This window comes from Pseudomonas sp. PKS (genome assembly GCF_051913525.1).
Classification (GTDB): Bacteria; Pseudomonadota; Gammaproteobacteria; order Pseudomonadales; family Pseudomonadaceae; genus Aquipseudomonas; species Aquipseudomonas guariconensis_D.
This window is the reverse complement of the sequence record NZ_JBEGDO010000003.1, coordinates 139145-165460: the sequence shown is the minus strand read 5'-3', so window position 1 is coordinate 165460 and position 26316 is coordinate 139145. Positions and strand designations below refer to the sequence as shown.

Annotated in this window: 23 protein-coding genes and 1 tRNA gene; 14 read left to right on the top strand and 10 right to left on the bottom strand. The window is 61.8% G+C overall.

What is annotated here, in order from left to right; translation table 11 throughout:
- Positions 1 to 93: 93 nt before the first annotated feature.
- Together ABOA88_RS04810 and ABOA88_RS04805 are read left to right on the top strand one after the other, a co-directional pair.
- Positions 94 to 333 (top strand): hypothetical protein, encoded by a 240-nt coding sequence (locus tag ABOA88_RS04810; protein ID WP_196168689.1) that lies wholly within the window; start codon positions 94 to 96, stop codon positions 331 to 333.
- Between the two features lie 25 nt (positions 334 to 358).
- Entirely contained in the window at positions 359 to 1111 is a 753-nt protein-coding gene (locus ABOA88_RS04805; protein ID WP_196168688.1) for a TerC family protein, read from the top strand.
- 118 nt (positions 1112 to 1229) lie between these two features.
- Here the strand turns inward: ABOA88_RS04805 and ABOA88_RS04800 are convergent, their stop codons facing one another.
- Entirely contained in the window at positions 1230 to 1406 is a 177-nt protein-coding gene (locus tag ABOA88_RS04800) for a hypothetical protein (RefSeq protein ID WP_196168687.1), read from the bottom strand.
- Positions 1407 to 1563: 157 nt separating this feature from the next.
- Here ABOA88_RS04800 and ABOA88_RS04795 point away from each other — a divergent pair, with 157 nt between their 5' ends.
- A complete protein-coding gene (locus ABOA88_RS04795; RefSeq protein WP_367851025.1) occupies positions 1564 to 2295 on the top strand; it encodes a peptidase C39 family protein in 732 nt (243 codons plus the stop codon).
- A 100-nt stretch (positions 2296 to 2395) separates the two neighbouring features.
- Here ABOA88_RS04795 and ABOA88_RS04790 read toward each other — a convergent pair whose 3' ends face one another.
- Positions 2396 to 3679, bottom strand: coding sequence for an NAD(P)/FAD-dependent oxidoreductase (locus tag ABOA88_RS04790; RefSeq protein WP_043211788.1), 1284 nt, complete (start codon positions 3677 to 3679; stop codon positions 2396 to 2398).
- Between the two features lie 201 nt (positions 3680 to 3880).
- On the opposite strand from ABOA88_RS04790, the gene ABOA88_RS04785 reads away from it, so the two are divergent.
- Positions 3881 to 3957 (top strand) — tRNA-Val (locus ABOA88_RS04785).
- A gap of 132 nt (positions 3958 to 4089) precedes the next feature.
- Here the strand turns inward: ABOA88_RS04785 and ABOA88_RS04780 are convergent.
- Both ABOA88_RS04780 and ABOA88_RS04775 read right to left on the bottom strand, forming a co-directional pair.
- Positions 4090 to 5508, bottom strand: a complete 1419-nt coding sequence (locus tag ABOA88_RS04780; RefSeq protein ID WP_328326468.1) for an MFS transporter — start codon at positions 5506 to 5508, stop codon at positions 4090 to 4092.
- Complete coding sequence (locus ABOA88_RS04775; RefSeq protein WP_367851024.1) at positions 5505 to 6047, bottom strand: hypothetical protein; 543 nt, start codon at positions 6045 to 6047, stop codon at positions 5505 to 5507. The genes ABOA88_RS04780 and ABOA88_RS04775 overlap by 4 nt, the downstream gene beginning before the upstream one ends.
- A 143-nt stretch (positions 6048 to 6190) precedes the next feature.
- On the opposite strand from ABOA88_RS04775, the gene ABOA88_RS04770 reads away from it, so the two are divergent.
- The 4 genes from ABOA88_RS04770 (at position 6191) to tcuB (ending at position 10925) form a co-directional block, all read left to right on the top strand.
- Positions 6191 to 7087: a LysR family transcriptional regulator gene (locus ABOA88_RS04770; RefSeq protein WP_196168684.1), complete on the top strand. Its 897-nt coding sequence runs from the start codon at positions 6191 to 6193 to the stop codon at positions 7085 to 7087.
- 152 nt (positions 7088 to 7239) lie between these two features.
- Complete coding sequence (locus ABOA88_RS04765) at positions 7240 to 8160, top strand: LysR family transcriptional regulator (RefSeq protein ID WP_367851023.1); 921 nt, start codon at positions 7240 to 7242, stop codon at positions 8158 to 8160.
- A gap of 148 nt (positions 8161 to 8308) precedes the next feature.
- Positions 8309 to 9763 carry an FAD-dependent tricarballylate dehydrogenase TcuA gene (gene tcuA / locus ABOA88_RS04760; RefSeq protein WP_367851022.1) on the top strand — a complete coding sequence of 485 codons (1455 nt, stop codon included), beginning with the start codon at positions 8309 to 8311 and terminating at the stop codon, positions 9761 to 9763.
- A complete protein-coding gene (gene tcuB, locus ABOA88_RS04755; RefSeq protein WP_230387668.1) occupies positions 9744 to 10925 on the top strand; it encodes a tricarballylate utilization 4Fe-4S protein TcuB in 1182 nt (393 codons plus the stop codon). The genes tcuA and tcuB overlap by 20 nt, the downstream gene beginning before the upstream one ends.
- 48 nt (positions 10926 to 10973) lie before the next feature.
- Here the strand turns inward: tcuB and ABOA88_RS04750 are convergent, their stop codons facing one another.
- Positions 10974 to 11867 carry a LysR family transcriptional regulator gene (locus tag ABOA88_RS04750; protein WP_043215830.1) on the bottom strand — a complete coding sequence of 298 codons (894 nt, stop codon included), beginning with the start codon at positions 11865 to 11867 and terminating at the stop codon, positions 10974 to 10976.
- A gap of 147 nt (positions 11868 to 12014) precedes the next feature.
- Here ABOA88_RS04750 and ABOA88_RS04745 point away from each other — a divergent pair, with 147 nt between their 5' ends.
- The 4 genes from ABOA88_RS04745 to ABOA88_RS04730 all read left to right on the top strand — a co-directional run bounded on the left by ABOA88_RS04745 (position 12015) and on the right by ABOA88_RS04730 (position 17213).
- The gene (locus ABOA88_RS04745; RefSeq protein ID WP_367851021.1) at positions 12015 to 13094 is read left to right on the top strand and encodes a 4-oxalomesaconate tautomerase; all 1080 of its coding nucleotides are present in this window, start codon (positions 12015 to 12017) and stop codon (positions 13092 to 13094) included.
- A 63-nt stretch (positions 13095 to 13157) separates the two neighbouring features.
- Complete coding sequence (locus ABOA88_RS04740) at positions 13158 to 14471, top strand: dicarboxylate/amino acid:cation symporter (protein WP_196168680.1); 1314 nt, start codon at positions 13158 to 13160, stop codon at positions 14469 to 14471.
- Positions 14472 to 14594: 123 nt separating this feature from the next.
- Positions 14595 to 15899, top strand: a complete 1305-nt coding sequence (locus ABOA88_RS04735) for a CitMHS family transporter (RefSeq protein WP_043215617.1) — start codon at positions 14595 to 14597, stop codon at positions 15897 to 15899.
- 60 nt (positions 15900 to 15959) lie between these two features.
- Positions 15960 to 17213 carry an OprD family porin gene (locus tag ABOA88_RS04730; RefSeq protein WP_367851020.1) on the top strand — a complete coding sequence of 418 codons (1254 nt, stop codon included), beginning with the start codon at positions 15960 to 15962 and terminating at the stop codon, positions 17211 to 17213.
- Between the two features lie 67 nt (positions 17214 to 17280).
- Here the strand turns inward: ABOA88_RS04730 and ABOA88_RS04725 are convergent, their stop codons facing one another.
- Complete coding sequence (locus ABOA88_RS04725; protein WP_196168678.1) at positions 17281 to 18180, bottom strand: DMT family transporter; 900 nt, start codon at positions 18178 to 18180, stop codon at positions 17281 to 17283.
- Positions 18181 to 18319: 139 nt separating this feature from the next.
- The gene (locus tag ABOA88_RS04720) at positions 18320 to 19384 is read right to left on the bottom strand and encodes an SDR family oxidoreductase (RefSeq protein WP_367851019.1); all 1065 of its coding nucleotides are present in this window, start codon (positions 19382 to 19384) and stop codon (positions 18320 to 18322) included.
- A gap of 73 nt (positions 19385 to 19457) precedes the next feature.
- Between ABOA88_RS04720 and ABOA88_RS04715 the strand changes: the two genes are divergently transcribed.
- Positions 19458 to 19862 carry a MerR family transcriptional regulator gene (locus ABOA88_RS04715; RefSeq protein WP_367851018.1) on the top strand — a complete coding sequence of 135 codons (405 nt, stop codon included), beginning with the start codon at positions 19458 to 19460 and terminating at the stop codon, positions 19860 to 19862.
- Positions 19863 to 19954: 92 nt separating this feature from the next.
- Here the strand turns inward: ABOA88_RS04715 and ABOA88_RS04710 are convergent, their stop codons facing one another.
- The 3 genes from ABOA88_RS04710 to ABOA88_RS04700 all read right to left on the bottom strand — a co-directional run bounded on the left by ABOA88_RS04710 (position 19955) and on the right by ABOA88_RS04700 (position 23501).
- Positions 19955 to 20854, bottom strand: coding sequence for a bestrophin family protein (locus tag ABOA88_RS04710; protein WP_367851017.1), 900 nt, complete (start codon positions 20852 to 20854; stop codon positions 19955 to 19957).
- Between the two features lie 194 nt (positions 20855 to 21048).
- Positions 21049 to 22056 carry a cytochrome d ubiquinol oxidase subunit II gene (gene cydB / locus ABOA88_RS04705; protein WP_196168674.1) on the bottom strand — a complete coding sequence of 336 codons (1008 nt, stop codon included), beginning with the start codon at positions 22054 to 22056 and terminating at the stop codon, positions 21049 to 21051.
- A 38-nt stretch (positions 22057 to 22094) separates the two neighbouring features.
- Positions 22095 to 23501 (bottom strand): cytochrome ubiquinol oxidase subunit I, encoded by a 1407-nt coding sequence (locus tag ABOA88_RS04700; RefSeq protein WP_367851016.1) that lies wholly within the window; start codon positions 23499 to 23501, stop codon positions 22095 to 22097.
- Positions 23502 to 23825: 324 nt separating this feature from the next.
- On the opposite strand from ABOA88_RS04700, the gene ABOA88_RS04695 reads away from it, so the two are divergent.
- Positions 23826 to 26099: an FdhF/YdeP family oxidoreductase gene (locus ABOA88_RS04695; RefSeq protein ID WP_196168672.1), complete on the top strand. Its 2274-nt coding sequence runs from the start codon at positions 23826 to 23828 to the stop codon at positions 26097 to 26099.
- The last annotated feature ends 217 nt before the right edge of the window (positions 26100 to 26316 follow it).

Sequence of the window (26316 nt, the reverse complement as noted above, 5' to 3'; positions counted from 1 at the left end):
AAAATACGAATTTTCCTGATGTATGGCGTTCTCTAGAATGCCCACCCATAAGGCGCTGCAAGCAGCGCCGGAAATTGGACAAGCGAGGACCCCATGTTGCAACTCAAATCCATCGGCACGCCCTTGGTGCTGGCCTTGGCCCTGTTCAGCCTTGCTGGCTGCGACCAGGCCGAGAAGTCCGCCCAGCAGATGCTCGACCAGGCCGCCGAGTCGGCCAAGCAGGCGATCGACAAGACCAACGAAGCTGCCCAGCAGGCCCTGAGCGAGGCCATCGGCTCGGAGGGCGCCAAGCCCAAGGCTGCTGAAGACAAAAGCGACACCCAGGACATCTGACCCGGACCCGATGCAGGACTAAATCATGGAATATTTGCTGGAACTCGCTGCAAGCCCCGCTGCCTGGGTCGCCCTGGCCACGCTGGTGGCCATGGAAATCGTGCTGGGCATCGACAACCTGATCTTCATCTCGATCTTGACCAACAAGCTGCCTGAGGCCTACCGCTCCAAGGCGCGGCGTATCGGTATCAGCATGGCGCTGGTCATGCGCCTGGCGTTGCTCTCGACCGTGGCCTGGATCGTCCAGTTGACCGAGCCTGTAATCGATGTGTTCGGCCACAGCTTCTCGTGGAAGGACATGATCCTCATCGCCGGTGGCCTGTTCCTGCTATGGAAAGCGACCAAGGAGATCCACGAGAACGTCGACCCCCATGGCGCCAAGGAAGAAGCCAAGGCTGGATCCACCGTCACCCTGGGCTTTGCCGCCGCGATCGGCCAGATCCTGATGCTCGACATCGTCTTCTCGATCGATAGCATCATTACTGCCGTGGGCATGACCGAGCACCTGCCGATCATGATCATCGCCGTGATCAGCGCCGTGGTCGTGATGCTGGTAGCTGCCGACCCGCTGGCCAAGTTCATCAACGACAACCCGACCGTGGTGATGCTGGCGCTGGGCTTCCTGATCATGATCGGCATGACCCTGATCGCCGAGGGCTTCGGTGCCCATGTGCCAAAAGGCTACGTGTACGCCGCTATGGCCTTCTCGACCGCGATCGAAGTGCTCAACATCATGGCGCGCCGGGCTCGGCTCAAGCGCGAAGCTGCCGAGGGCTGATCGCTCGAAGCACAAACGAGGGGGCGCAGTGCGCCCCCTCTGCTATTCAGGGTTCAGGGGCTGGAGTTAGGGAGCGGTCTTTCCCGTGTGGGCCGCGCTGGCAGGCTGGGTTGAACGGTCAGTGCGCCCCTGCGTGCCGCCGCGCACGACGCGCCGGCTGTGGTTTGGGCAACGTTTGCGGTGGCAGGTGAGGGTGGGAATGCCGGCGCACGATGCGCAACACCCCCCACAGCATGGCGGCGGCGACGCTCAACCACATCCCCACCAACATCAGAAGCGCCATTGTCAGGCTCATGTGTGCCTCCTTCTCTCAGGCGGGCACGGGGCTCGCCTTCCAGACACTGCTTTAGTCTAGCCCGCCGGGCGGTGCGTTCCATTGACCGAAGGTCTATTCCCTTGGGCCATTTCGTTCCAAGCCGGTGACGGGCTATACCCAAACACGCGCCCAGCCTATGATCGGAACCCAGGGCCGGGCGCTGCCTGCCTGGCGACGGAACAAGCGAGTGCCCATGTTGCAAGAAACCTTCACTTCATCGCGCCGGCTGCTGGCTGCGTGCCTGGTCGCGGCCAGCTTGGTCGGTTGCGCCAGCGGTCCATCGCCTGTGGCGAAGGGCCAGGCGCAGCGGGTCGAGATCAGCAGCGTGCCGTTCTATCGCGGCAAGGCCAATCACAGCGGGGCCATGGCACTGGCGGCCCTGCTGTCGCAACAGGGCGTGGGCATCACGCCGGGCTTGCTTGAAAAGCCCCTCAACCTGCCACAGGGCGCCGACGCCCTGGGCACGGGCATTCCCAAGGTGGCGCGTGAGTACGGCATGGTCGTCTACCCGCTGGACAAGCGCCTGGAGGCCTTGCTGACCCAGGTGGCGGCAGGCAACCCGGTGCTAGTGCGTTACGAAGAAGGCTCGGCCTTTTGGAGTGAGCCACGCTACGCGGTGCTGATTGGCTATGACAGCTACAAAGGGCGGGTGCTGTTGCGTTCGGGGATGCAGCGTCGCCTGTTGATGGCGTTCGATGATTTCGAGGCCGCGTGGGCGAAGACGGGAAGTTGGGCAGTGCTGGTACAGCCACCGAAGCAGCTGCCGGCCCAGGTGGACCGTCAGCGCTGGCTGCAGGCCGCCGACGAACTGGCCCGGGCAGGCCAGGAAATCGCGGCGAAGCAGGCGGTCCGCAGCCTGGGCCAGTAATGCAATCGCGGGCCAAGCTCGCGCCTGCAGCCAGGAGCGGACTTGGCCCGCGATAGGACCGACAATACCTGGGGCGACGCTTTCGTCGCCCCGGCTCGTCTTAGATGCCCAGACGGTCGCGCAGGCTGTAGTACCAGGCGCCCAGGGCGCTGAACGGTACGCGCAGCAGCTGGCCACCCGGGAACGGGTAGTGCGGCAGACCGGCGAAGGCGTCGAAGCGCTCGGCCTGGCCGCGCAGGGCTTCGGCCAGAACCTTGCCCGCCAGGTGGGTGTAGGTCACGCCGTGACCGGAGCAGCCCTGGGAGTAGTAGATGTTGTCGCCAATACGACCCACCTGTGGCAGGCGCGACAGGGTCAGCAGGAAGTTGCCGGTCCAGGCGAAGTCGATCTTCACGTCTTTGAGCTGCGGGAAGGCTTTGAGCATCTTCGGACGGATGATTGCTTCGATGTTGGCCGGGTCGCGAGCACCGTAGACCACGCCACCGCCGAAGATCAGGCGCTTGTCGCTGGTCAGGCGGTAGTAGTCAAGCAGGTAGTTGCAGTCCTCGACGCAGTAGTCCTGCGGCAGCAGGGTGCGGGCCAGTTCCTCGCCCAGCGGCTCGGTGGTGATCACCTGGGTGCCGCATGGCATGGACTTGGCTGCCAGCTCTGGTACCAGGTTACCCAGGTAGGCGTTACCGGCAACGATGATGAACTTGGCGCGCACCTTGCCTTGCGGGGTGTGCACGACCGGGTTGGCACCACGCTCGATGCGCACGGCTGGGGTCTGTTCATAGATCACGCCACCCAGCGACTCGACCGCGGCAGCTTCGCCCAGGGCCAGGTTCAGTGGGTGAATGTGGCCGCCGCTCATGTCCAGCATGCCACCGACATAGTTGTCGCAGGCGACCACTTCGCGGATGCGCTTCTGGTCCATCAGCTCCAGCTGGGTGTGGCCGAAACGTTCCCACAGGCGCTTTTGCGACTCCAGGTGGCCCATCTGCTTGGCGCTCAGTGCAGCGAACACGCCGCCGTCCTTCAGATCGCACTGGATGTTGTACTTGGCCACACGCTCACGAATGATGCGCCCGCCTTCGAAGGCCATCTGACCCAGCAGTTGCGCCTGCTTGGGGCCGACAGTACGCTCGATGACGTCGATGTCGCGGCTGTAGCTGTTGACGATCTGGCCGCCGTTACGGCCCGATGCGCCGAAGCCAACCTTGGCAGCCTCGACGATGCTCACCTTGAAGCCGTTTTCCAACAGGAACAGGGCGCTGGACAGACCGGTGTAGCCGGCACCGATGATGCAGATGTCAGTCTCCACCTCACCCTGCAGCGCCGGACGTGGCGGCACCGGGTTGGCCGAGGCGGCGTAGTAGGACTGGGGGTAGGGGGTATTGGCCATGCTCGGGGAACCTCGTGTTTTATATTTTTAACGAATGTACCGATGCTATCAATAATAATAAACACCCGCTAGTCGTCTGTTGAAAATCCTTTACTCCCCCCGTCGCTTCGCGTCGGGTAAATATTTTTAAGATTCAGTGGGTTAGCGCGAAAAAAACAGTTGACAGCGATTTTGGAGCGCGTAGAATGCGCCCTCATCGACAGGCACATAGCTCAGTTGGTTAGAGCACCACCTTGACATGGTGGGGGTCGTTGGTTCGAGTCCAATTGTGCCTACCAAACAAAGCCCCGGGTTTCCGGGCACCGAAAAGGGCGATCCGAAAGGGTCGCCCTTTTTGCGTTTGCAAACCACCCGCCTGGAGCTTGTCCATGTCGACCTTGCCAGTCATCAGGTGGCGAGACAGGCGCTGTTCACCTGCGGCTCTGCGTATTGTCATGCTTCGCGGTGTTAATCGACTTACCTCGCTGCAAACCTGCCAGTGCCGAGGTCAGGGTCAGCATCGCACCGATGCCAAGGCCGATCTGGGGCACTGACTCGTGGCTGAATAGCGTGAACAGTGCGCTGATGATCACCCCGCCCGCAGATTGTCCGATCAATCGCGCCGTGCCTTGCAAGCCACCCATGGCGCCGCTTCGTTGGAGAGGGGCAGTCATGAACATGTTGCGATTGTTGGCCACGTTGAAGAGGCTGAAGCCAAAGCCACACAGCAGGCACAGTGGTACCAACACCAGGGCTGAGCCTGTTGTCTGGACCTGCGAAGCGGCGCCGAGCCCAATGGCAAGGCACAGGCCACCTAGCAAACACAGCGCTGTGGTGGGCGCTCGGTCTGCAAGGCGACCAGCGAACGGCGCCGTCAAGGCGACCATCAAGGGCCAGGGCGCCAAGAGTAGCCCTGCCATCCAAGCTCCCAGGCCAAGCGTTTGCTGCAGCAAGAACGACAGGGCGACCATGCCTGCCGTTTGGCCCGCGAAGCACAAGATCGAACTGACCACAGACACGCGCAAGGATCGGCAGGCCAATAGATCTAGCGGGAGTAGTGGTGCTGCCTTGGTCTTTTCTCTTTGCACTAACAACCACAGTTGAATGAGGGCGCCGGCCAGCAACGCACCAGCGGTCTGCGGGCTGCTGGTGACGACTCCGGCGGCGGTGATCAGTGTCGCGAAGCCCCCTGCGTTCAACAGCATGCTGATGAAGTCCAGAGGGTGCGATGTGCAGGACGAGTCGGGTAGCGCCCTGGTAGCGAACAACACGGCTGCCGCCAGTGGAAGGGGGGCTGCAAAGAGCCAGGGCCACTGCGCAATCGTTAGAAGGCCCGCACCGATCACCGGGCCGGTGGCCGATGACAGGGCAACGGCCAGGGCATTCCAGCCAATGGCGACACCCAGTCGCCGATGTGTGACCACTCGGCGTAGTAGCGCCATTCCCAAGGCCATCACCGCGGCCCCGCCCAGCCCTTGCAGTAAACGGCCAGCGATGAGGCATGGCAGGGAAGGGGAAAGGGCACAGAGCACGCTGGCGCCGGTGAACAGCCACACGCCCCAACCGAACACCCGACGATAACCAAGACGCTCCCCGAGTGCGGCGCAGGGCAGCAGTGCCATCAGCAGCGCTGCCTGGTAGGCGGTCAGTATCCACGTAGCGGTAGCCGGGGTGACCTGCAGGGCGTCGGCCATCGTCGGCAAGGCAACGGTTGCCATGGTCGTGTTCAGTACCACCAATACCATGGCCGCCAGCACGGCCCCGATCGCGATGGCGGGGGAAGGCTCAGGGCGGTTGCCATGTGCCATCGTGGCCGATGCGGGACCGTCCTGGTCGCAGGGGATGTTCACAGCCCTGTCTCGGGGATCCAGGTGCCAGCCTGGTCGACGTAGCGGGTCAGGCGGCCAGCCTCTTTTTCTTCTTTCTTCAGGTCTCTTTCGGTAAAGCGAAAGAGCAGCGCAGGGCCATCGATGCAGCGTGTGTCATGGATGTCTCCCGGCAGGTACAGCTGGCTCTGTCCGGCCCAGATCACCGTGGCTGCGCGCCTCACCAGCTTCATACTGCCGTCTGGGTCTTCAATCCGGGCATAGGTGGTCACTTCGATGGCACCTTGCTGGACTGCATAGATGACCCAAGCCCTGCCATGGTCATGAGGTGGGCGGTACAGTCCCGTGGGCTCGGTGTGTGCGAGCAGGACAAAGCCATGATCCGGGTCTCGGTGAAGCTCTCGTCGTTCGGAGGCTTCCAGGTGCAAGGTTGCCAGCCATGGCTCTGTCACAGGTGAGTTCACCAGGGTCTCCAAGTATTGCTGGCAGCCGGCAACCACCTCTGAACTCAACGGTCCCCATACGGACCGCACATCACCAATGAATTTTTCCAGCGTGTTCATATGGGCTCTCCAGGTCGATTTCGTTACGGATGTACCGATGGATCGACTGTAGGGAGCGCCAAGGGGTGGCGGAAGACGCACGGGTTGCACTTTATTGATGCACCAGACGCCATATCTGGACGTGGGTGCGCTAACATCCATCCATGACCACGCCAGACCTGAACTTGCTCATTACTCTCGACGCTGTCCTTGCCGAGGGCAGTGTGGCCGGGGCCGCCAAGCGCCTGCACCTGAGCCCTTCGGCCATGAGCCGTGCCCTTGCACGCCTGCGTGAGACGACAGGGGATCCGCTGTTGGTCAGGGCCGGGCGAGGGCTTGTGCCTACGCCCAGGGCGATCGAGCTACGCGAACGGGTCAGCCAACTGGTGAGCGAGGCGCAGACGGTCTTGCGCCCGTCCCAGACACTTGATCTTAAGGGACTGGTTAGAACCTTCACCCTCAGAACCAGCGAGGGCTTCGTGGAGTGTTTCGGACCTGCGCTCATTGCCCGAGTTGGCGAGCAGGCCCCCGGTGTGCGCTTGTGCTTCCTGCAGAAGCCGGACAAAGACAGCAAGGCGCTGCGCGAAGGCATGGTAGACCTGGAAACCGGTGTTATAGAGCCTTCGACAGCGCCTGAGCTATTCACTCAGGCGTTGTTCAGGGACAACCATGTGGGCGTCGTGCGCGCAGGGCACCCCCTGACTCGGGGCAAGGTCACCGCAGCCCGCTATGCCCAAGGCCAGCATATTCTGGTGTCGCGGACGGGAGCCGAGAGAGGGGAGATCGACGACGCGCTGCACGTGCTTGGGCTTGAACGCAAGGTGATGACAATCGTCGGCGGCTTTTCAACGGCGGTGGGGTTGGCCCGGGTGTCCGACCTTATCGCCAGTGTGCCCGAACGACATACTGCCAACCTACGCCAGGGCATGCACACATTCGCCCTGCCGGTACCCACACCAACGTTTACCGTGTCACTTCTCTGGCATCCGCGCTTCGCAGCGGACCCTGCCCATCAGTGGATGCGCAACGTGTTGCGAGAGGTCTGCGCTGACAGCGGTTGAACGCGGCGCTGTTCCACTTGAAGGTTCGGCTCCCATCCCATCGTGCCTTGGCCAACCCAAGGTGCACCGACTGATCAAGCGCAACCGACCTCGAGGTGCAAATACCTTTAACATGGTAGCGCACCGGTCCCCCATCGTTGAAAGAGACTTGTATGGAGTTACGCCAACTTCGCTATTTCCTGAGTGTGTTGGAGCACGGCAGCTTGGGCAGGGCTGCGCTCGAACTTGGGGTCGGCGCTTCTGCATTGAGCCAGCAACTGTCGAAGCTGGAGAGCGAGGTGAGTACCCGGCTTTTGACGCGTTCGAGTACGGGCGTCTCGCCGACGGCGGCGGGCCTGGCCTTCGAATACCATGCACGCCTGGCGCTTCGCCAGGCCGAGCATGCCGTTCTTGCCGCGCAAAGCGGGCGCATGAGCGGCTATGCCAGCGTGGGGCTTGCGCCGACCACCGCCTCGATTCTCGGCCTGGCCTTGATCGACAGGATGCGCGAACGCTATCCCGATATCCGTCTGCATCTGGTGGAAATGCTCTCCGGCTACCTGATGAACCAACTCAATGCCAGGCACCTCGACTTGGCGGTGCTGTTCCAGGCGGAGACGGGGCCGCGGCTGGATGTCCGGCCGCTTCTGAACGAGCGGCTGTTCGTCCTGATTCCCGCCCCGCTGGTCAAGGCCGATTGGGGCGAGTCCCTCACGCTGGAACAGATCGCTACGCTTGCGTTGGTGATGCCCAGCACACAGCATGGCCTGCGCACGACACTACGTTCGATCTTCGAGCGGGCCGGGCTGGAGGCCAACATCGTCATGGAAATCGATGGCCTGTCGCTGTTGATGGATTGTGTCTGTGCAGGTCACGCCGCCACCATCCAGCCCGGCGCGACGGTGGCCCGGGCGCACCAGGCGGGCTTGCGTGTGTTCGCCATCGATGAGGCTCAGGCGCAGCGGCGTAACGTGATCGTCAGCCTCACCGATGACGAACTCTCGCCGGCGGCGTTGGCGACCCGGATCGTCCTGCAGGAGCTCGCGCGGGAGCTGGTGGAGCAGGGGCGGTGGCCTGGCGCCCGGTTACTTTGAACCTGTGCACACCGTTGCCGTCGAGGACCCTTTAGCAAAACTGAATGCCTCCCCTCGGCGATCGCGTTTCGCCGTCCCTGTCCGCTCATTAGAGTCCCCGATCACGAGGAGCACCCGAACAGTCGGCTCCTCGTGATCTGGAGGCGAAATGATCGATGTGCTTGTCATCGGAGGGGGCAATGCCGCCCTCTGTGCCGCGCTGATGGCGCGGGAGGCCGGAGCCAGCGTGATGCTGCTCGAAGCGGCCCCTCGTGCCTGGCGGGGCGGCAATTCCCAACATACCCGCAACCTGCGCTGCATGCATGACGGGCCGCAGGATGTGCTGGTCGAGTCATACCCAGAAGAAGAGTTCTGGCAGGACCTGCTCAAGGTCACCGGTGGCCAGACCGACGAAGCGCTCGCGCGCCTGGTGATTCGCGCGTCCTCCAATTGCCGCGACTGGATGCGCCGCCATGGCGTGCACTTCCAGCCGTCGTTATCCGGTGCGCTGCATACCGCTCGAACCAACGCGTTCTTCATGGGCGGCGGCAAGGCGCTGGTCAATGCGTACTTTCGCAGTGCCGAGAACCTGGGCGTACAGATACGCTACGACACCCCCGTCGCCGATATCGAACTGCACAACGGACGCTTCGTTGCCGCGCATGTGCCGGCGCGTGAGGTCCAAGGCCGACACTTGCCTGCCGAACGCATCGAGGCGCGCAGTTGCGTGCTCGCCGCCGGTGGTTTCGAGTCCAACCGCCAGTGGTTGCGCGAGGCCTGGGGGCAGAACGAACGAGGGGAGTGGCCTTCGGACAACTTCCTGATTCGCGGTACGCGTTTCAACGATGGGGTTCTGTTGCGCCGCATGATCGAACAGGGCGCCGACACGATCGGCGACCCGACACAGGCGCACATGGTGGCGATCGATGCCCGGGCTCCGTTGTACGACGGCGGCATCTGTACGCGCATCGATTGTGTGTCGCTGGGCGTGGTGGTCAATCGCGACGGTCAGCGTTTCTATGATGAAGGCGAAGACTTCTGGCCCAAGCGTTATGCCATCTGGGGACGGCTGGTGGCCCAACAGCCCGGGCAGGTGGGCTTCTCGATCATCGACCAGAAAGCCCTTGGCCGGTTCATGCCGCCGGTCTTCCCGGGTGCCACCGCCGATAGCCTGGAAGCCCTGGCCGGCCTGCTCGGCTTGCCCGTACAGCCCTTCGTCGACACCGTGCAGGCCTACAATCGGGCCTGTCAGGCCGGCACCTTCGACCACACCCGGCTGGACGACTGCCACACCCTGGGCCTGGAGCCTGTGAAGAGCCACTGGGCACGACCGATCGATACCCCTCCTTACTACGGCTACCCGCTGCGCCCCGGCGTCACCTTCACCTACCTGGGGCTGCGCACCGACGAAACCGCCGCGGTCCATTTCGGTGGACGGCCCAGCCCGAACCTGTTCGTCGCCGGCGAGATGATGGCGGGCAATGTGCTCGGCAAGGGCTACACCGCGGGTGTCGGCATGTCCATCGGCACTGCCTTCGGCCGTATCGCCGGGACCAGCGCCGCGGCGGCCGCCGGCCATGTATATCCAGAACAAGAGAATCGCCATGACCGCGCAACTGCCTGAATCCCGCCAACCTGATGCCGCCCAGCCGGCCCTCGCTCTGATCCCGGTGTTGAACCTTGAGGAGCAGGAAGTGGACCGGCAAATGCGGATCTGCAATGCCTGCCGATACTGCGAGGGCTTTTGCGCCGTGTTCCCGGCCATGACCCGCAGGCTGGAGTTCGGCAAGGCCGATATCCATTACCTGGCCAATCTGTGCCACAACTGCGGCGCTTGCCTGCACGCCTGTCAGTATGCCCAGCCGCACGAATTCGCTGTCAACGTGCCCCAGGCCATGGCCAAGGTGCGCGGGCAGACCTATGCCGAATACGCCTGGCCGAGTCTCTTCGGGCGGCTGTATCGGCACAACGGCACTTATGTCGCCAGTGCCTTGGCAGTGGCCTTGTCGCTGTTTTTACTGCTGGCATTGTGGGCCAACGGTACGCTGTTGCCCGGGCGGTTGGCGGGGAATTTCTATGCGGTCTTCCCGCATAACACCTTGGCGTTGATGTTCGGCAGTGTCTTTGCCGCCGCAGGTGTGGCGCTGGCGGTGGCGGTGCGTCGTTTCTGGCGCTCGGTCTCGCCTGCCCAGGCCCAGGCGCAACCGGCCAAGGGAGCGGTGCTCGAGGCCTCGAGCGCGGCGCTGACCCTGAAGTATCTGGACGGTGGGCATGGCCAGGGCTGCAACAACGCCGATGATCGCTACACCCTCTGGCGCCGACGCTTCCATCACTTCACCTTCTACGGCTTCATGTTGTGCTTCGCCGCCACGGCGGTTGCCACCGGCTACCACTACCTGTTGGGCTACCCGGCGCCGTACCCGCTGCTGAGCGCACCGGTGTTGCTGGGGACCTTGGGTGGTCTGGGCCTGATCGTCGGACCCGCCGGGTTACTGGCGCTGAACCTGCGCCGGGCGCCGGAGCAGGGCGATGTTGCCCAGCGGCCCATGGACCGGGCGTTCATCCTGCTGCTCTTGCTGGTCAGCGCCACGGGCCTTGCCCTGCTGGGCCTGCGCGACACCGCCGCGATGGCGATCCTGCTGGCGATCCATCTGGGCACCGTCATGGCGCTGTTCATCACGCTGCCCTACGGCAAGTTCGCCCATGGCCTGTTCCGCAGTGCGGCACTGCTCAAGTTCGCGATCGAAAAGCGTCGACCCAATGACCTGGGTCTGGGAGGGGAGTGAACCATGAATGCCGCCGGTTTCTCCCCTATACCGTTCTGCGCGTTTCGCTCACCGGTTAGGCCATTTGTCCAACAGGATCGACACGAACTTCTCCGCCGCCGGCGACAGCGATGCCCCGCGTCGGTAGACCAGCCCCAGGGTGCGGGTGACCTGGGGTTCGATCAGCGGCACGCTGACCAGCGTCGGGTGATCGGCGCTGGGCATGGCGAGGCTGGGCATGGCCGACACACCCAGCCCGGCCTCGACCATGCCCAGCGAGGTGGACAGATGCTGGACCTCATAAAACCACTTGGGCCGCAGGTTGAGCCCGGACAGGGCATGGTCCAGCAGCATCCGGTTGCCGCTCAGGCGGCCTACGCCGATCAGTCGGTAGTCGGCCAGTTCTGTCCAGGTCACCGCGTCGCGGTTCGCCAGCTTGTGGTCCCGACGGCAGGCCAGGACAAAATGCTCCTGCACCAGGGAGACGAACTCGATGTCCGGGTGCTGGCCGCTCATCATGTTGATGCCGAAGTCGGCCTCGCCCCGCAGCACGGCCTCGAGCCCGTCGTTGGCGCTGAGGTCCAGCAGGCGGATGCGGATCTTGGGGTACTGCTCGTTGTAGTCGCGGATCACCGACGGCAGGAAATAAAACGCCGCGGTCGGGATGCAGGCGAGGGTGACCTGGCCGGTCTGTCGTTCGGCGAGTTCGCGAATGCTCAGGATCGAATCCTCGAAGTCATCCAGCAGGCGCCTGGCTTTGGGCAGAAAGTCCCGCCCGACACTGGTCAGGCTGACGCGGCGGGTCGTGCGCTCCAGCAGGGAGGTGCCCAATCCTTCCTCGAGCTTTTTTATCCGCCGACTCAGGGCGGGTTGGGACAGATGCAGCGCTTCAGCCGCTTCATGGAAGCTGCCCAGTTCGGCGATTTTCACGAAAGATCGTATGTCTTGCAGCTCGTATTCCATCTCGGATCGCTCTTTGGCCCTGGCTCTGGATTGATTCACCAATCGCAATAATAACTACGATATTTGCATTGGATTGATTTATCCATCCCTGTCAATCTTGTGTCCACAACATCAATGATGTCCATTGATCAACAAGAGTGCGAAATCATGCAACGAATTCCTTGCGTACTCATGCGCGGCGGCACCTCCAAGGGGCCCTTTTTCCATGCATGGGATCTTCCTGCCAATGTGGTCGAACGCGACGAATTGCTGATCAACCTGATGGGTTCCGGGCATGAACTGGAAATCGACGGGATCGGCGGCGGTAGCCCGCAGACCAGCAAGGTGGCGATCGTCAGCCCCTCGCTGCATGCCGACGCCGATGTCGACTACCTCTTCGTCCAGGTCATGGTCGCCCAGCGCCGGGTCGATACCGCCCCCAACTGCGGCAACATGCTCTGCGCCGTTGGCCCGTTCGCCATCGAGCAAGGGCTGGTCAAGGCCCAGGATGGCAAGACCCTGGTACGCATCCGTAACTTGAACACCAACACCTTTGTCAATTCGCTGGTGGAAACGCCCGGTGGCATCGTGCGTTACGAAGGCCGCACGGCAATCGACGGCGTACCTGGCACTGCCGCCCCGGTGCACCTGACCTTCCTCGACGCGGTAGGCAGCAAGACCGGCAAGCTGTTCCCCACGGGCCAGGCCCAGGATGTGATCGACGGCGTGCCGGTGACCTGCATCGACATGGCCATGCCGATGATGATCGTCGAGGCCAGCCAGCTGGGCGTGACCGGCTCCGAGACCCCCGCACAGCTGGATGCCGACACCCGCCTGCTGCAACGTCTGGAGGCCTTGCGCCTGAAGGCTGGCAAGGCCATGGGGCTGGGCGATGTCAGCGGCATGGTGATCCCAAAGCCCGTACTGGTTTCCCCGCCACGCTATGACGGCACGCTGCAAGTGCGCTACTTCATGCCTCACAACTGCCATCGCGCCTTGGCCATCACAGGTGCAATCGGGCTGGCGACTGCCTGCGTCATCCCGGGCACCGTGATCATGGACATGCTTGGCGAACAAGCACAGCACCTGGAGGAAGTCCGCCTGGAGCACCCCAGCGGCGGCATCGACGTCGCGCTTTCGCGCAGCGGCGCCGATGGCAAGACGCTCCAGGCTTCTGTGGTTAGAACCGCCCGCCGGCTGTTTTCAGGCTTCGTCTACGCCCCAACCTTGCGCAGGCTGGCGGGGTAGGCAGCTGCTTGCATCACATCGCAACCCGCACATCCGCACAATTTCAACAATGGGTGATGCCTCATGAAACTCGCGAAATCACTGTATTTCCAGATCCTCTGCGCCGTCCTGCTGGGCGTGGTGGTCGGTCACTTCTGGGCGCAACAGGCCGTTGCGCTCAAGCCACTGGGCGATGCGTTCATCAAGCTGATCAAGATGATGATCGCCCCGGTCGTCTTCTGCACCATCGTGACCGGCATCGCCGGCATGACCGACAAGCGCTCGCTGGGTCGGTTGATGAGCAAGACCTTGCTGTTGTTCCTGGGGCTGACGATCGTCAGCCTGATCATCGGCCTGGCAGCGGTGTACCTGTTCCGCCCGGGTGTGGGCATGAACATAGACCCGGCCACCCTCAGCACCGAGGGCCTTGGCCAATACGCCACCTCTGCGGCGAAGCTCAGCGTGGTCGATTTCTTCATGCACATCATTCCGGACACCTTCATCGGGGCGTTCAACAAGGGTGAAGTGCTGCCGGTGTTGTTCATCGCGGTGCTCAGCGGTTTTGCCCTGTCGTCCATGGGCGAGAAAGGCAAGCCGGTACTCGATGTGCTGGAGTCGGCCTCGACCATGGTGTTTCGCATCTTCGGCTACCTGATGCGCTTCGCCCCGGTCGGCGCCTTCGGGGCGCTGGCCTTCACCGTCGGGCAGTACGGCGTGACCTCCTTGGGCGCATTGGCCAAGCTGGTCGGCACGCTCTACATCGCCTGCGCGTTCTTCGTGCTGGTGGTGCTCGGTGGCATCTGCCGCGCGCACGGCTTCAGCCTGTGGAAGCTGCTGCGTTACTTCCGCGAGGAGTTTCTGGTGGTGCTCGGCACATCGTCCACCGAGCCGGTGCTGCCGCGCATGCTGGAAAAACTCGAGAAGCTGGGGTGCAAGAAAGGTGTGGTGGGGCTGGTGCTGCCGACCGGCTATTCCTTCAACCTCGACGGTACCGCCATCTACCTGTCGCTGGCGGCGGTGTTCATCGCCCAGGCCTGCAACATCGACCTGAGCCTCGGCCAGACGGTGACGATGCTGGCGATCATGCTGTTGTCGTCCAAGGGCGCTGCAGGTGTGACCGGCAGTGGTTTCGTGGCGCTGGCCTCGACCTTGACCGTCATCCATGACATCCCGTTGGCAGGGCTTGCCTTGCTGATCGGCATCGATCGCTTCATGTCCGAAGCGCGGGCCCTGACCAGCCTGGCCAGCAACGCCGTGGCCACCGTGGTCATCTCGCTGTCGGAGAACGCCTGTGAACGGGAAACCTTGCTGCGTCGCCTGAACGGCACCCCGGCTACACCGGTTGAGACGCAGATTGCACAGGCCGACTGGTCTGCCGAGCCTCGGCATCACGGCTGAAAGCCTCTTCCACCTCCCATCGTTGACGTAAAATCCCACTCGACATCCCAGCGATGCCGAGTGGGGTAGGGGGCCGTCTGCCTTGCCGATGGCCGCAACACAATAAAAACAAGAGAAAAGACCATGCTCGCACTCCTGGGCCTGATCATGGTGGTGACCTTCACCTACCTGATCATGAGTAAACGCCTGTCGCCGATCGTTGCGCTCACCGTGGTACCCATTGTCTTCGCGGTGATCGGTGGTTTTGCCCCCGAGCTGGGCAAGATGATGCTCGATGGCTTGAAGATGGTGGCGCCCTCGGCGGCACTGTTGCTGTTCGCCATCCTGTTCTTCGGCCTGATGATCGATGCTGGCCTGTTCGACCCGCTGATCCGCAAGATTCTCAAACGCGTCAATGGCGACCCGATCAAGATCGCCATCGGTACGGCGCTGCTGTCGCTGCTGGTGGCACTGGACGGTGACGGCACCACCACCTACATGATCACCTGTGCGGCCATGCTGCCGCTGTACAAGCGCATCGGCATGAACCCGATGATCCTGGCCACGGTATCCATGCTGTCGCTGAGCATCATGAGCGGCATGAGCCCCTGGGGCGGGCCGGCGACCCGGGCCATCGCCGCGCTCGGGCTGGATGCGACCGAGTATTTCATCCCGATGCTGCCGACCGTGATCGGTGGTGCGGCCTGGGTGGTGTTCACCGCCTACCTGCTGGGCCGTGCCGAGCGTCGACGTATCGGCAACATCGCCCTGGAGTCCGGTGGTGGCAATTGCTACATCAAGGAAATCCTCGGCGACAACCCGCACAAGCGCCCACGGCTGGCGTACGTGAATCTGGTGCTGGTAATTGCCGTCATGACGGCCTTGGTGATGGGTGTGATGCACTCCGCGCTGCTGTTCATGATCGGTTTCGTCGCGGCGCTGATGATCAACTACCCGCAGCTGGAGCTGCAGAAGGAACGCATCCTCGCCCACTCGGGCAATGCCATGACTGTGGTGCTGCTGGTCTTCGCCGCCGGTATCTTCGCGGGCATCTTCTCCGGCACCAAGATGGTCGATGCCCTGGCGCAGACCCTGGTCGACTGGATTCCCGAGGCCTGGAGCCACTGGTTCCCGCTGGTGGTGGCGCTGACCAGCATGCCGCTGACCTTCGTGCTGTCCAACGACGCCTATTACTTTGGCGTGGTGCCGATCCTGGCCAACGCGGCTGCCGCCTATGGCATCGACCCGGTCGAAATCGCCCGTGCCTCGGTGCTGGGGCAGCCGGTACACCTGATGAGCCCGTTGGTGGCTTCGACCTTGCTGCTGGTGGGCATGGTCGATCGCGATATCGGCGACTTCCAGAAAGCCACCGTCAAATGGGCGGTACTCACCTCGCTGGTGATCACGGCACTGGCGTTGCTCACGGGGGCGCTGTCCTTCTTCGTCTGATCTGCATGGGGCGCTCCTGGCGCCCACCTCTATCCAAGAACAACAACTAGAGTACCGAACATGTCCCGAGCTGTTTTCCGTGGGGCCACCTGTGGCCTGCTCTGCGGCTGGCTGCCTGTGGCCGGCGCTGCCGGATTCATCGATGACGGCAAGCTCAAGCTGCAGCTGCGCAATGTCTATTTCAACGAAAACTTCCGTGACGAACAGGGCATGAGCCCCCGCGCTGCCGCGAACGCCAAGAGTGAGCGGGTGGAATGGGCGCAAGGTTTCCTGCTCGATTACCAATCAGGGTTTACTCAAGGCCCGCTGGGTGTGGGGCTCGATGCCCTGGGGCTGGTCGGTGTCCGGCTCGATTCGGGCCGTGGGCGCAGCGGTACCGGCTTGCTGCCGGTCCACGACGATGGCCGTGCCGCAGACGAATTCGCCAGCGCCGGGGTGACGGCCAAGGCGCGCGTGGGGCAGACCGTGGTCAAGCATGGCACCTTGCTGCCCAAGACGCCGGTGTTGGTCTACAACGATGCGCGGCTACTGCCTCAGACCTACCAAGGCACGCAACTGACCAGTACCGATGTCGAAGGGCTGACCCTGACCGCCGGCCACCTGGATCGCTTCAAACAGCGGGACTCGTCCGATAGCACGGGCCTGTACCTGGATGGCTATGGTGGCGAGGAGTCTGGCGATTTCAGCTTTGCCGGCGCTGACTACGCCATCAACAAGCAACTGCGTGTGAGCTACTTCCACGGCCAGCTCGAACACTTCTACCGTCAGGACTACGCCGGCCTGGTACACGACCTGCCGCTGGCCGGCGGGGTGTTCACCACCGACGTGCGCTACTTCAAAAGCCGCGACAGCGGAGCCGCTCACGGCGGCAAGATCGACAACGACATGTTCAGTGGGCAGGTGTCGTATACCCACTCCGGGCACACCGTCGGTGCCGGTTACCAAGTGCTCGACGGCGATGCTGGGCTGCCATACATCAGCGGCGCGACGGTCTACTCGTTCAGCAACGTCGGCATCGGTAAGTTCATCGAGGAGGAAGAGAAAACCTGGATGGCAAGCTACGCCTACAACTTTGCAGCGGCCGGTATCCCCGGGCTGACCTTCATGGCGCGCTACCTGAGCGGGGACAATGGTCGCTCCGCTGACGCTGAGCTCAACGAATGGGAGCGTGATATGGAACTCGCCTACGTTGTGCAGTCCGGCCCCGTCAAAGGGTTGGGCGTGAAACTGCGCAACTATGTCTACCGTTCTGATTTTTCCCGCGGTCGCGACAGCAACCGAATCTACCTGACGTACGACATCGCGGTCTGGTAATGCAGCGACGCGAGCCGGCGCACCTCGGGGCGCCGGCTCGCGTCGTGTCGGAGCTTCTGAAGACGAACTACACGCCGGACGGCTGTGGCGCCTTCTTGCCCAGTCGGATCAGCTCGTTGGAGAAGCACAGGCCAAAGAGAATCAGGCCAGCCCCCAGGTACAGCGTGTCTCGCGGCACCTCATTGAGCATCACGAACGCCAGCAGTGCAGCAAACAGCGGCTCGGTCAGTTCCAGTGCTTGAACTTGCGATGGCTTTAAATATTCGATGGCCTTGGTGGTACAAAAGAAACCCAGGATGGTCGGCAATGCCGCCAATGCCAACAACGCCGTGATCGCCGCCAGCGACAGTTCGCCCAGGATGAAACCATCGGTCGCGGCTGGCATCAGCAGGTAAAGACTTCCGAAAAACAACAGCTGCCGCGTGAAATGCAGCCCGCCGGAAACACCCATGCGTTTCATGGCCACCGAAAATGCGCCATAACCGCAGCCGCCAATCGACGCCAGTATTGCGCCTTGCGGCGTGAAGCCTTGGCCCAGGTCTGCGCCGAAAATCACCGCAATACCGGCGATCGTCAAGCCGGCGCCTACCGTTGCGTTGGCGGTGATGGGGTCACGGAGGACCAGGCGTCCCAGCAGGATCGAGGAAATGGAAGCGCTCGCCATCAGAATCACGACGACACCCGCCGCGGCGTAATGGCTGTAGGCCGAGGTTTCAAAGTGGAACAGCACGAAAATGCCGAGAAAGGCACACACCGCTGCAGGGAACCACTTGGCCGTGGTCGCGGGCCGCTTGAGAAACATCAGCAGGACCGACAGCAGCAGGCAGCCGAGCACCGTTTTGATCAAGGCGATGCTGCTGGAGCTGAATCCACTGTTCATCAATACCTTGCTGAGAACGCCGATTGTTGCATTCAGGGCTGCGGCGCCCAAGGCAAAGAGGACGCCTTTGCCGAAATGAGACTGCATGAATACATTCCTTGTCATGGGTCTTTGGAGTGCCCAGGGCACTTGTTTCTATCGATGGGTACCGGCGTCCTGTGGCATGCGTTTGGAGCATGGGCCCGTTGTCACAGGTATTGTTCGAGCCCCTCTCAACCGGGTTGCCTCAGTGGGGCAAGTAACCTTTGACGTAGCGCACCGTCTTTTCCAGCGTCCGCGCCATGTCGGGGTGTGTGAACTGATACTTGTGCTCCAGATGCTCGCTAGGACGCATGTCGAAGCGCTGGGTCTGAATGAAGTCCAATGATTCGGCGCTGATCGCCAGTCGCGCCGCCAGGCCCGGAACCGTCAAAATCCACCTGAGCAATCCTATCGGTACATGGCGGCGAGGTGCCTTGACTTGCAGCGTTCCTGCGATCTGCTCGAGCATCCCTTGCAGGTTCGGGGTGTGCTCATAGAGCGCCAGGACCTGCCGGTTGGCCATCGAGGGGTCGAACGCCACGCAGGTTATCATCTTCACCAGGTAATCGACGCTGACCAATGGCAACCAGTGTCTGGCAGAGCCAGGGATCGCTTTGAACCGGCCTTGTGCCAGGTTTCGAATGAGGTCGGCCAGAGGTTGTCCTTGCGGGATGTGCCCAGTCTCGCTATGGCCACAGACCGTAGCCGGATGAACGACCGTGTAATCCGCGCCGGCATCCTGCATGTAACGGATGACTGCGAAATGGGATTCGATCTTGCTGCCTTCGTAGCCTCCCACACGGGCGTAGACTGCAGGCCAATCTGTGTTTTCAGGGCGCTCGTCATCAACGCCGATACTGGCAAGGTGGGCAAGGTTTTGCAGCATGAAGCCGCCCACCATGAGCAATCGGATGTCCTGGCTCGCCGCAAGCTTGGCGACTCTCAGCGCTCCTTGCACATTCACGGCGCGGGCGCGTTCCATCGTCAGCCCCCAGGAAAAATCCGCCGCAAGGTGAAAGACCACCGAGGCCGAAGACACGCACTCCTTGTCCGCCTCGCTGAGTCCAAGGTCCTCTGTGCTGATGTCGCCTTCAACGGCATGGACATACGCAGGGTCACCGCCCAGTCGGCTTACCTGCTCTCTGAGCCGCTCGAGGTTTCCAGGATTGCGCATGAGCACCCAGGTCTTGTGCCCTGTCGCAGTAAGACGGGCCAGGAGATGTTGGCCTACAAATCCGCTGCCGCCTGTGACGAAGCATTCCACGCTCATGCCTGATTCCTTGTTTGGATGATGGGCGCAGGCTAAGGTGTAGAGCGTACTCTACAGTCAAGGAGTTTTTACGGTGAATGTTGGAGAGTTGGAGCGCCGAAGTGGACTTGGCCGCCATGCATTGCGCTATTACGAAAAGCTCGGGCTGATCGTGGCCCATCGACAGGCCAACAACTACCGCAGCTACAGCGATCAGACCGTTATCGACCTGGCGTTCATTCAGAGTGCCCAGGGTGCGGGTTTTTCACTCGCCGAGATCGGGGATATCCTGGCGGCCAAGCGGGGTAACACGATCAATTGCGCGCAAGGCGCAGCCTTGGTTGCCAGCAAGATGGCCGAAATACAAGCGAAGATCGCCACCCTGCAAGCCGCGTATGTTTTTCTGGACGCGGAGCGTGCGAAGCTTGAAGCCAGTGCCATTGCCCAAGGGCTGACTATCCCTCCACCTTCGACTGTGTCGTTGCCTCTAAGCGTCTAAGCGCCTTCAGCTTTCCAGGCAGGCTCGATGCTGGCAGGCCGGGCCCTTGCGACAGGCACGTCGGACTGCCCGGGTATATTCGGTCGAGCCGGTCAACTCAGTATGTAGCCTACCGGTTGCAAGGGCGGTGGCAGGTCCTGGCATCCAAGCGCACCGAGCACATCCCGCTCGATGACGCGGACCATCGCATCCGTGGGCAGGTCGTTCTCATCTCGTCCAAATGGGTCTTCCAGTTCATTGCTGATCGCATCCAGCCCAAAGAACGTGTAGCTCACGATCAGGGTGAAAATCGGCGCCATCCAACCTAATGGTTCGGCCATGGCGAAGGGCAGCAGTATGCAGAAAATGTATATGGTGCGATGCAGCAGCAGCGTATACGGAAAGGGTATCGGTGTTGCTTTGATCCGTTCGCAGGTGCCTTGCGCGTGGGTGAACGCGCTCAGACGTTGCTCCAGCAGCATGTATCGCCACTCACTGATGAGCTTGTCCTCGGCGAGTTGGGAGCAGACCTTGCCCACGTGCAGCAGGATACCGTCGGAAATGTTGTGTGCGGCGATGGGGACGTCATTGGCAAGCCAAGGACGGGCTGCGCTGAGTTCGTCTTCGTTGCGCAGACGGGCGTTGAGCGCGTGGGCGAATCCGCAGAGGCTGTGCAGCAGTTTTTCTCTGACGGCCTGATCGGGGATTACCGCACTCTCACGGATGAATGTCCGCATTTCGATGACGACCTCTCCCCAGGTCTTGCGTCCTTCCCACCAGCGGTCATAGCAGGCGTTGTTGCGAAAACTCATGAAGATGGACAGTGACAGCCCGAGCAGGGTGAACGGTGTGGCATTCACCTTGGAGAAAAATGCAGGGTGTTGGCTCTCGACCAGGACAATGAGAGACGCCAGAAGGGTGACCAGCAAGCTGCGCACGACAATACGTTTGGCGACAGATCCTTTGAGCGTGAACATGACACGCAGCATGTTAGGTTGGTTCTGAACAATCATGGGGGTCTCGAAAGAGCGGTCAACTGCCGGTCATCTTCATGAAACGGAGAATTTGCAGGTCTCCCGTTCGCGCCAAGGCCTTAAAACACTCACGCCGAAGGCTATCGATGCTGAAACTCAGCGTCATACAGCGGTTTGGCCCGGCGCTTGAACTGGGAGCCGTTGCTGCTCATGCAGAGTGACCTGCAAGCCGATCAGTGATAACCATCACCCACTTTCACCTTGCCGCGGAACACGTAGTAGCTCCACGCGGTGTACACCAGAATGAACGGCAGGATAAACAGCGCACCGATCAGCGCGAACAGCTGGCTGGCCACGGGGGACGCTGCCTGCCACAGGGTGATCGACGGCGGGATGATGTTCGGCCAGATGCTGATGCCCAGGCCACTGTAGCCGAGGAAGATCACCACAAGGGTGAGCAGAAATGGCGAAGCGGTGGCTCGGTGTGCCAGCGTGGTCAAGGTAGCGAAGAAACAGAACAGCAGTAGCAATGGCACAGGCAGGAAATAGAACAGGTTGGGCAGGCTGAACCAGCGCTGGGCGATCTCGGGGTGGGCCAGCGGTGTCCACACGCTGATCACGGCGATGACGCCCAGCAGACCCCAGATGAAATACGAGGAGTAGCGGTACATCTCTTCCTGTAAGCGACCCTCGGTCTTCATGATCAGCCAAGTGCTGCCCAACTGCGCATAAGCCAGCAACAACGCGAAGCCGCAGAACAAGGGGAAAGGTCGCAGCCAATCGAGTGGGCCGCCGGCATACATGTTGTTCTCTACCGGAATGCCATCAAGGAATGCCCCCAGGGCGACACCCTGGGTGAAGGTGGCGACGATCGAGCCGCCGATGAATGCCTTGTCCCACCAGTGGCGACTACGCTCGCTGGCCTTGAAGCGGAATTCAAAGGCCACGCCACGGAAAATCAGGCCCAACAGCATGAGCACCAGCGGCAGGTAGAGGGCGCTGAGGATCACTGAATAGGCCAGTGGGAAGGCGCCAAACAAACCCGCACCGCCCAGCACCAGCCAGGTCTCGTTGCCGTCCCACACCGGCGCGACGGTGTTCATCATGACGTCGCGTTCTTCCTTGTCCTTGATCGCCAGGAAGAGAATGCCGATGCCGAGGTCGAAGCCGTCCATGATGACGTACATCATGACCCCAAAAATAATGATCAATGCCCAGATCAGCGTGATATCGACGCCCATAGCAGTCGCTCCTCAAGTTCCAATCGCCTTGTGCACGCTCAATGATCGTCTGCTGCGGACATAGGGCGTGCCGGCGTCTTCGACAGGCCAGCATCGCCTTCAGCCGAAGGTGCGGCTTCATGTGGCTGAGGCCCTTTGTGCACCAGCTTGAGCATGTAGGTGATACCCGTGCCGAACAGCACGAAGTACACCAGCACGAAGAGGACCAGGCTGATGCTCATTTCTCCCACTGTCAGCGGTGATACCGCATCCTTGGTGCGCATGAGGCCATACACGACCCAAGGCTGGCGCCCCATCTCAGTCGTCACCCAGCCCGCCAGCAGGGCGATCAATCCGGAAGGCCCCATGCACAGCATGAATTTCAGGAACAGTGGCGTGGTGTGCAGCCGGTCGCCACGGCGCAGCAACAGGCTCCAAAACCCAGCCAGGATCATCAGCAGGCCCATGCAGACCATGAGCCGGAAGGTCCAGAAGATCACCGTTGAGTTGGGGCGATCCTCGGGTGGGAACGACTTCAACGCCGGGATCTGGCGGTCGAGACTGTGGGTCAGAATCAGGCTACCCAGGTAGGGGACCTCGATGGCGAAGTGGGTTTTCTCGGCGTTCATGTCCGGCCAGCCGGCCAGGATCAGCGGCGATGGTTCGCCGGGGATGTTTTCCCAGTGTCCTTCGATGGCAGCGATCTTCGCTGGCTGGTGCTCCAGGGTGTTCAGGCCGTGCGCGTCACCGACCACGGCCTGGATCGGCGCCACGATCAGGGCCATCCAGCAGGCCATCGACAGCATGGTGCGGGCCGGTTCGATGTGCTTGCCGCGCAGCAAGTGCCAGGCCCCGGAGGCGCCTACGAAGAACGCGGTGGCGAGAAATGCGGCGATGGCCATGTGTGCTAGACGGAACGGGAACGACGGGTTGAAGATGACCGCCAGCCAATCCACCGGGACCGCGTGGCCATCGATGATTTCGTGACCTTGGGGGGTGTGCATCCAGCTGTTGGAGGAAAGAATCCAGAACGTCGAAATCAGCGTGCCGATCGCAACCATGGCGGTGGCGAACATGTGCAGACCTCGGCCCACGCGATCCCAGCCAAACAGCATCACGCCGAGAAAGCCCGCTTCGAGGAAGAACGCAGTCAGTACTTCGTATGTCAGGAGGGGGCCGGTGATACCGCCGGCGAAAAGGGAGAACTGCGACCAGTTGGTGCCGAACTGATAGGCCATCACCAACCCGGAAACTACACCCATGCCGAAGTTCAGCGCGAAGATCTTTATCCAGAATATATAAAGTTCACGATACACATCGCGCCCGGTCTTCAGCCAGAGTCCCTCTAGGACGGTGAGGTAACTAGCGAGGCCGATGGTTATTGCAGGGAAGATGATATGGACAGCGACAGTGAAGGCAAATTGTAACCGTGCCAGATCAAGTGCCAACGTATTGTATGTATCCATGCTTTCTCTGCCTCAGTCGAATGTGGGGCAACTTCGCAAGTGCGAATGAGATGGATCATTGACTGCTCATCAGGATCGACTCATGCGGCATTCAGGATGGCGCGCATGGTGGGTGAAGGATAGATCATGCGTGGGATCGCATTGCAAAAAAAATAGACCGGGACAGGCGTAACCCGAGACATCAACTTTAATTTGCCTTTCCTTAATGAGGTTGTATCTTTTTACTTCCTAAGTGATGCGCAGCCTTAATCAGCCGCTAGTGCGGAATTCGACCATTCGACACGGATTTATACCTGTTGGGTATAAGTTGTATTTGGAGCAGCCATGGCTAATCGACGCAAGGTACCAGGTGTTCGAAATTACGATGGCCCCGCAGGAGGCTGGGGTGCGCTTAAAGCGACCGCGACGGCGGTACGGGAGCAGATGGACACCCTGAAAGCCCCCCTCACGCTGATGCGCACCAACCAGCCGGACGGTTTCGATTGCCCAGGCTGCGCCTGGCCGGACAAGGAGCACAGGTCGACCTTCCAGTTCTGCGAGAATGGCGCCAAGGCGGTGACCTGGGAGGCAACCAACAAACGCGTCACTCCCGAGTTCTTCGCCAACCACCCCGTGGCCACACTGCTGCACCGTACGGATTACGAACTCGAAGACCTTGGGCGCCTGACCCATCCCATGGTCTATGACCACGCCAGCGACACCTACAAGCCTGTGGAGTGGGAGCACGCCTTCGCCCGCATCGGCGAGATCCTCCGCGGCCTGGAGCCAAACCAGGTCGAGTTCTACACCTCTGGACGCGCTTCCAACGAGGCAGCCTACCTGTACCAGTTGTTCGCCCGGGCGTTGGGCACCAACAATTTCCCCGACTGCTCGAACATGTGCCACGAACCGACCAGCGTCGGCCTGCCGCGTTCGATCGGCATGGGTAAGGGCTCGGTGTCGCTGGACGATTTCGAGTCGTGCGAGCTGTTGATCTCCATCGGCCACAACCCCGGCACCAACCACCCGCGCATGATGGGCACATTGCATGAGCTATCGCGGCGCAAGGTGCCGATCATGGTCATGAACCCACTGCGCGAGCGGGCGCTTGAGCGTTTCGCCGACCCGCAGGACATGATCGAGATGGCCACCTACGGCTCGACCCGGATCGCCTCGACCTACCTGCAGGTCAAGGCTGGCGGCGACGCGGCGGCCATCAAGGGGGTGATGAAGTCGTTGCTGGAGATGGAGGATTCGGTCGGCCAGGTGCTCGACTATGCGTTCATCGAGCATCACACCAATGGTTTCGAGGCACTCAAGGCGGACCTGCTGGCCACCGAATGGCTCGATATCGAACACGCCAGCGGCCTGTCCAAGGCCGAGATGGAAAAGGTCGCGGCGGCCTACGCCAAGTCCAATGCCACCATCGTCACCTATGGCATGGGCATCACTCAGCACAACGAAGGCACCGCCAATGTTCGCCTGATCTGCGACTTGCTGATGCTACGTGGCAACTTCGGCAAGCCCGGCGCCGGTATTTGCCCGCTGCGCGGCCACTCCAACGTGCAGGGCAACCGCACGGTGGGTATCACCGAGAAGCCCTCCGCCGAGTTCCTCAACAAGATCGAGCAGGTGCTGGGCTTCAAGCCACCGGCAGCCCATGGGCACGACTCGGTCCAAGCCATGCAGGCGATGATCGCCGGCACGTCGAAGGCGCTCATTTGCCTGGGCGGCAACTTCGCGGTGGCCTTGCCCGACCCGGCCCAGTGCTTCCCGGCCATGGGCAAGCTGGACCTGAGCGTGCATATCGGCACCAAGCTCAACCGTACCCACCTGCTGGTGGGTAAGGAAACCTATCTGTTCCCGTGCCTGGGGCGCACCGAACTGGATGTGCAGAACGGCGAGCGCCAGTCGATCACCGTCGAAGACTCGATGTCGATGGTGCACGCGTCAGCCGGCAAATTGTTGCCCGCATCGGAGTTCCTGCGCTCGGAACCTGCAATCGTCGCCGGTATGGCCAACGCCACCCTGCCGGACAGCCCGGTGCCCTGGCTGGAGCTGAGCGCCAATTACGACAAGATCCGCGACCTGATCGAAAAGACCCTGCCAGGCTTCGACGACTACAACGCGCGCATCCGCGTGCCGGGCGGCTTCCGCATGCCGCTGCCGGCCACTGAACGCATCTGGATGACGCCGTCGGGCAAGGCCGAGTTCTTCGTGTTCCCGGGCCTGCACGAGGACAAGGAGGTCGATGGCGATGATGTGTTGCGCCTGATTACCTTGCGCAGCCACGATCAGTACAACACCACCATCTACGCCATGGATGACCGTTACCGCGGCGTGTTCGGTCGCCGCGACGTGTTGTTCATGAACCCGGCGGATTTGCAGGCTCGCGGCCTGGCCCACGGCGATCTGGTCGACATCGAAACCGTCACCCATGGGCGCAAGATGCGCTACGAGCGGATCACCGCCATCGAGTACAAGATCTCCCCCGGTTCGGTCGGCGCCTATTACCCCGAGGCCAACCAGCTGGTGCCATTGGACTATATCGACGTGGACAGCGGCACGCCCTCGTACAAGTCGGTTCCCGTGCGGGTGATGCGTTCGGAACTCAACTAACCAACGGTCGGAAGGGGCGCAGGAGGCGCCCTTTCGTGTCGTGCTGCCCGGCAGGTCATTCGTCGGTTAGAGGCCGCATCGACCGGGCATTGGGTGCGTTTGCAACTAAGGTGAACGGTTACCTCGACGATTCACCTGAAAGCGCACCCCCATCTCATCTGTCGTGCTCCCCACATCCTGCTCGGCGGGGCGTCGTTTCCCACCAGCGGTTGCCCAC

What these genes read in the sequence shown, in the direction of transcription:
- ABOA88_RS04720 (WP_367851019.1), bottom strand. Translation starts at nt 19,384, where the DNA reads ATGAGCGTGGAATGCTTCGTCACAGGCGGCAGCGGATTTGTAGGCCAA.
- ABOA88_RS04710 (WP_367851017.1), bottom strand. Translation starts at nt 20,854, where the DNA reads ATGATTGTTCAGAACCAACCTAACATGCTGCGTGTCATGTTCACGCTC.
- ABOA88_RS04735 (WP_043215617.1), top strand. Translation starts at nt 14,595, where the DNA reads ATGCTCGCACTCCTGGGCCTGATCATGGTGGTGACCTTCACCTACCTG.
- ABOA88_RS04765 (WP_367851023.1), top strand. Translation starts at nt 7,240, where the DNA reads ATGGAGTTACGCCAACTTCGCTATTTCCTGAGTGTGTTGGAGCACGGC.
- cydB (WP_196168674.1), bottom strand. Translation starts at nt 22,056, where the DNA reads ATGGGCGTCGATATCACGCTGATCTGGGCATTGATCATTATTTTTGGG.
- ABOA88_RS04695 (WP_196168672.1), top strand. Translation starts at nt 23,826, where the DNA reads ATGGCTAATCGACGCAAGGTACCAGGTGTTCGAAATTACGATGGCCCC.
- ABOA88_RS04700 (WP_367851016.1), bottom strand. Translation starts at nt 23,501, where the DNA reads ATGGATACATACAATACGTTGGCACTTGATCTGGCACGGTTACAATTT.
- ABOA88_RS04745 (WP_367851021.1), top strand. Translation starts at nt 12,015, where the DNA reads ATGCAACGAATTCCTTGCGTACTCATGCGCGGCGGCACCTCCAAGGGG.
- ABOA88_RS04750 (WP_043215830.1), bottom strand. Translation starts at nt 11,867, where the DNA reads ATGGAATACGAGCTGCAAGACATACGATCTTTCGTGAAAATCGCCGAA.
- tcuB (WP_230387668.1), top strand. Translation starts at nt 9,744, where the DNA reads ATGACCGCGCAACTGCCTGAATCCCGCCAACCTGATGCCGCCCAGCCG.
- ABOA88_RS04770 (WP_196168684.1), top strand. Translation starts at nt 6,191, where the DNA reads ATGACCACGCCAGACCTGAACTTGCTCATTACTCTCGACGCTGTCCTT.
- ABOA88_RS04800 (WP_196168687.1), bottom strand. Translation starts at nt 1,406, where the DNA reads ATGAGCCTGACAATGGCGCTTCTGATGTTGGTGGGGATGTGGTTGAGC.
- ABOA88_RS04730 (WP_367851020.1), top strand. Translation starts at nt 15,960, where the DNA reads ATGTCCCGAGCTGTTTTCCGTGGGGCCACCTGTGGCCTGCTCTGCGGC.
- ABOA88_RS04790 (WP_043211788.1), bottom strand. Translation starts at nt 3,679, where the DNA reads ATGGCCAATACCCCCTACCCCCAGTCCTACTACGCCGCCTCGGCCAAC.
- ABOA88_RS04740 (WP_196168680.1), top strand. Translation starts at nt 13,158, where the DNA reads ATGAAACTCGCGAAATCACTGTATTTCCAGATCCTCTGCGCCGTCCTG.
- ABOA88_RS04795 (WP_367851025.1), top strand. Translation starts at nt 1,564, where the DNA reads ATGATCGGAACCCAGGGCCGGGCGCTGCCTGCCTGGCGACGGAACAAG.
- ABOA88_RS04775 (WP_367851024.1), bottom strand. Translation starts at nt 6,047, where the DNA reads ATGAACACGCTGGAAAAATTCATTGGTGATGTGCGGTCCGTATGGGGA.
- ABOA88_RS04810 (WP_196168689.1), top strand. Translation starts at nt 94, where the DNA reads ATGTTGCAACTCAAATCCATCGGCACGCCCTTGGTGCTGGCCTTGGCC.
- tcuA (WP_367851022.1), top strand. Translation starts at nt 8,309, where the DNA reads ATGATCGATGTGCTTGTCATCGGAGGGGGCAATGCCGCCCTCTGTGCC.
- ABOA88_RS04805 (WP_196168688.1), top strand. Translation starts at nt 359, where the DNA reads ATGGAATATTTGCTGGAACTCGCTGCAAGCCCCGCTGCCTGGGTCGCC.
- ABOA88_RS04725 (WP_196168678.1), bottom strand. Translation starts at nt 18,180, where the DNA reads ATGCAGTCTCATTTCGGCAAAGGCGTCCTCTTTGCCTTGGGCGCCGCA.